Consider the following 1,945-nt stretch of genomic DNA (forward strand, 5'->3'; position numbering starts at 1 on the left):
CTTTTGTTTAAAAGAGACTGGGTGGGGGGGTGTTTTGTGGGTGGTGTGTGCGTCGAGCCCCTCCACCACGGGGGCCTGGTGGTCGAGGAACGTCGTCCGTTCCTCGACCGAGAGGCCGCCGACCATGGCCTGCATCCGGGCGTAGTGCTCCGGTGCCAGGTCGCGCAGTCGTTGCGCACCCCGCGCGGTGAGGATCACCACGTTGCGCCGCCCGTCCTCGATGGACGGGCGACGGGCCACCAGGCCCTCCCGCTCCAGTCCGTCGACCAGCCCGGTCACCGTCGCCCGCGAGACGCCGAGGCTCTCCGCGAGCTGGGACGGCGACTTCTCGCCGCCGTGGTCCTCCAGGTCGGCCAGCAGCCGGTACCGGCCGGTGGACAGTCCGAACCGGCCGAAGTGCACCTCGCCCGCCTGCCCGAGCCTGGCGCCCGCCGCCATCAGCCTGGCCGCCACCAGCACCGCCTGCGGGTCGGCCGTGAGGCCGTAGCGGGCGATCTGGCGGCGTGCCTGGTCCAGCGTGGGGGCGCCGTGGCCGGCGTCGGGGTGCTGCGTCATGGGTTTAATATGGCGGCTAATCAGTTTCCCGGTCAAGCCCGGGCGGGGCGGGTTGCCCCGGAGGCACTACGCGGCGCGTGAGGCGGGGGTGATGCGGGGCGGGGTCCAGTCGGCGTGCTTCAGCACCGTTCGGACCATCGCACCGGGCGGGGTGAGCCGGATCGCCGCGTTGCGCAGACCGACGGCGACCGGGTTGGTGAGCTGCTGGCCCATCCTGCCTGCCCGTCGGGCGTCGCGTGCCACCGTCAGGGTGCGGGGGCGGCGTGCGGCGTCGTAGCGGGTGAGTGCGGTGGTGATGGCGGCTTCGGCGGTAGCGGGGCCGAGGGCGGTGGCGGGGCCGAGGGCGGCGGCCAGGGTTACCGCGTCTTCCAGTGCCTGGCACGCGCCCTGGCCCAGGTGCGGTGTCATCGCGTGGGCCGCGTCGCCCAGCAGGGCGATCCGGCCGACGGCGAAGGACGGGACGGGTGTGACGAGCTCGTTCACGTCGTGGTGCAGCACGTCCTCGGGGCGGGTCGCCGCGAGCAGCGCCGGGATCGGGTCGTGCCAGCGGGCGAACCTCCGGCGCATCTCGTCGAGCGGGTCCCGGTAGCGCAGGCCGGCCGGGGCGTTGAGCGTGGCGTGCCACTCGGCCCGGCCGTCCGGGAACCCGATGTGGCCGAACTCGGCGCCGTGGCCCCAGGTCAGCGCGAAGTCGTCGGCCAGACCCTCGACCGGGCGGTCCGTGATGGCCCGCAGGACCGTCGACCCCGCGTACACCGGGCCGGGGTGGGACGGGAACAGACGGCGGCGCAGCTTGCTGTTGATGCCGTCGGCGGCCACGACGAGGTCCGCCTCCAGCGTGGTTTCGTCGTAGGTCACCCGGACCCGGGAACCGGGGGCGGTTGCGACGTCGGTGACCTCGGAGCCGATCACGACGTTGCTGGGGGGTATCGCGGCGCGGAGGATCCGGTGCAGGTCGGCCCGCGGGATGCCGACGATGGGGGTGCCCAGTTCGCGCTCCAGTGCGGCGCCGTCCATCAGGGCGAGGCGGCGACCGTCGGGGGTCCTCGTACCTCCGGTGTACTGGCGCCGCGACGCGGCCTCGACGGCGTCGGCGACACCGAGCGTCGCGAGTGCGCGCATGCCGTTGGCGTGCAGGGAGATGCCGGCGCCCGCGTCGTCGAGGGTCGCGGCCCGCTCGACGACGGTCACGTCCCATCCCACCAGCCGGAGCCCGATCGCGGCGGCCAGGCCGCCGATTCCGCCCCCGACCACCACTGCGGTGTTGTTGCTCATGGCTGGTCCTTTCGTGCTGCCTTCTACATCTGTAGAAGGAGGGTACAGCGGGCTTATGGGGGCCGCTGCGCGGGGCTTGGGGTGCGGGGTGGGCTTTCGGGTGGGTGGGGTTCGC

The 1,945-nt window shown here is 73.4% G+C and carries 2 protein-coding genes; both read right to left on the reverse strand.

Annotation, left to right across the window (positions count from 1 at the left end; all coding sequences use genetic code 11):
* The coding region (locus ACFV4G_RS43430) for a MarR family winged helix-turn-helix transcriptional regulator (protein ID WP_380449184.1) at window positions 1-555 on the reverse strand (555 nt) is incomplete at its 3' end.
* Window positions 556-621: 66 nt separating this feature from the next.
* Window positions 622-1,830, reverse strand: a complete 1,209-nt coding sequence (locus ACFV4G_RS43435; RefSeq protein WP_380449186.1) for an FAD-dependent monooxygenase — start codon at window positions 1,828-1,830, stop codon at window positions 622-624.
* Window positions 1,831-1,945: the final 115 nt, after the last annotated feature.

Origin of the sequence: Kitasatospora sp. NPDC059747, assembly GCF_042732955.1 — a bacterium.
Classification (GTDB): domain Bacteria; phylum Actinomycetota; class Actinomycetes; order Streptomycetales; family Streptomycetaceae; genus Kitasatospora.